The following is a 1,679-nucleotide window of genomic DNA, read 5'->3' on the forward strand; positions in this document are numbered from 1 at the left end:
CCGCCGGACCCTGCCATGCCTGACCCGCCAGCCCGGACGTCACCGACGAAAACGACGACGCGGCAGACCCCAACTCAGCAGACAACCCGTCCCAAGCCGTCGCGGCTTGCAACATCGGGGCCGAACCGGCACCAGAAAACATTCGCAGCGAATTGATCTCCGGTGGCAAGACTGAAAAATTCATCGCATCCGTCCCTTCTGAGCCCCGGCCAGCATCGTCCGATCGGCGAAAACCGAGCATCGCGCGAACGCGTTTGGGTTCAACAGGGCCTTCCGGCCCTAGTCATGAGGCCGAAAGTTCAGAGGCTAATGCGGTGCCGTCGCGGACATGCGGACGTCGGTAGTTGGTCTCCGCCACCGCGCTGGATAGCCCACGGCGAGCCGGTGCCTTGGGTGCGACCGCCACCAAGAGAGCCGAATGTGCGCCGACCGCCAGAAACGCTTGTTGCGTTGCGCTACAACGGGTTCGCTGTTTGGGCGCAGCACCACGGCATCTTTAGCCGAGGAACCGAGACCCGGATACCCGTTCCGTTAGGGCTGACCGAGGATACCCGCCTGGTTGTCGCCCTGGTTGAACAAGCCCGCACTGCCGTCACCGGAGTTCCCGACACCGGAGCTGCCAAGTCCCGAGTGGAAGAGACCCGAGCTGAAGCCGAGCGTGGCCGTGTTACCGATGCCGTAAACGAAGGTGCCCGAGTTTGCGATTCCGGTGTTGTTGTTGCCCGAGTTGAACAGGCCCGTCTGGCCGTCACCGGTGTTCTGGAAGCCCGAGCTGGAGTCACCGTGGTTCTGGAAGCCGGAGGTGTCGTTGCCGTTGTTGAAGAAGCCCGACACGTTCGTACCGGTGGTACCGAAGCCCGACGAGGTCGCCCCGGCGGGCGTGGCCGCACTGCCAATCGCCGTGTTGAAGTCGCCGGAGTTGAACAGGCCCGTATTGACGTCACCGAAGTTGCCGAAGCCCGTGTTCGCGTCGCCCGCGTTGTAGAAGCCGGTATTCAGGCCGCCCGAACTGAATCCGCCGGTGTTGTCGTGCCCTGAGCTACCCAGGCCCAGATTGGCATCCCCCGAATTTCCGAAGCCCATGTTGGTGAAGCCCCCATTGCCGAAACCGAAGTTGATGGAGCCACCATTGCCGATGCCGGTGTTGGTGTTACCGGAGTTCCAAAAGCCACTGTTGGTGTCGCCCGAGTTGGCGAAGCCGAAGTTGCCGGTCCCCGAGTTGAAGAAGCCGAAGTTCCCTTCACCGGAGTTGAAGAAGCCGATGTTGTTGTTGCCCGAGTTCCCGAAGCCCATGTTGTTGGTGCCGGTGTTGAACGCGCCGAAGCCGACCTGGTTGTCACCGGTGAGCCCGAAGCCGATGTTGTTGTTGCCGTTATTGCCGAAACCGAAGTTGTTGTCGCCGATGTTCGCGAAGCCGATGTTGGAGGAGCCGATGTTGGCGCTACCTATATTGAATGCGCCTTGGTTCGCATCCCCGAAGTTGTTGCCGCTACTGAAATCAAACGGGTTAAAGGTGTTGCCACTGCCCAGGTTTCCGCTGCTGAAGGAATTTCCGAAGCCGAAGTTCCCGTTACCGAAGAAGTTTCCGCTGCCGAGGTTGAGATTGCACAGGATGCCGCAGCCGAAGATGGTCTTGCAAATGTATCCGATGCCGAAGTTGCCAAAGCCGAACTTGACGC

Annotated in this window: 1 protein-coding gene and 1 pseudogene; both read right to left on the minus strand. The window is 60.6% G+C overall.

Going from position 1 to position 1,679, the window contains the following annotated elements:
- The coding region (locus BST40_RS28015) for a PPE domain-containing protein (protein ID WP_142276853.1) at window positions 1–184 on the minus strand (184 nt) is incomplete at its 3' end.
- 347 nt (window positions 185–531) lie between these two features.
- Window positions 532–1,679: pseudogene (locus BST40_RS28020) on the minus strand (hypothetical protein); the annotation flags it as partial.

The organism is Mycobacterium persicum, from assembly GCF_002086675.1.
Taxonomy (GTDB): domain Bacteria; phylum Actinomycetota; class Actinomycetes; order Mycobacteriales; family Mycobacteriaceae; genus Mycobacterium; species Mycobacterium persicum.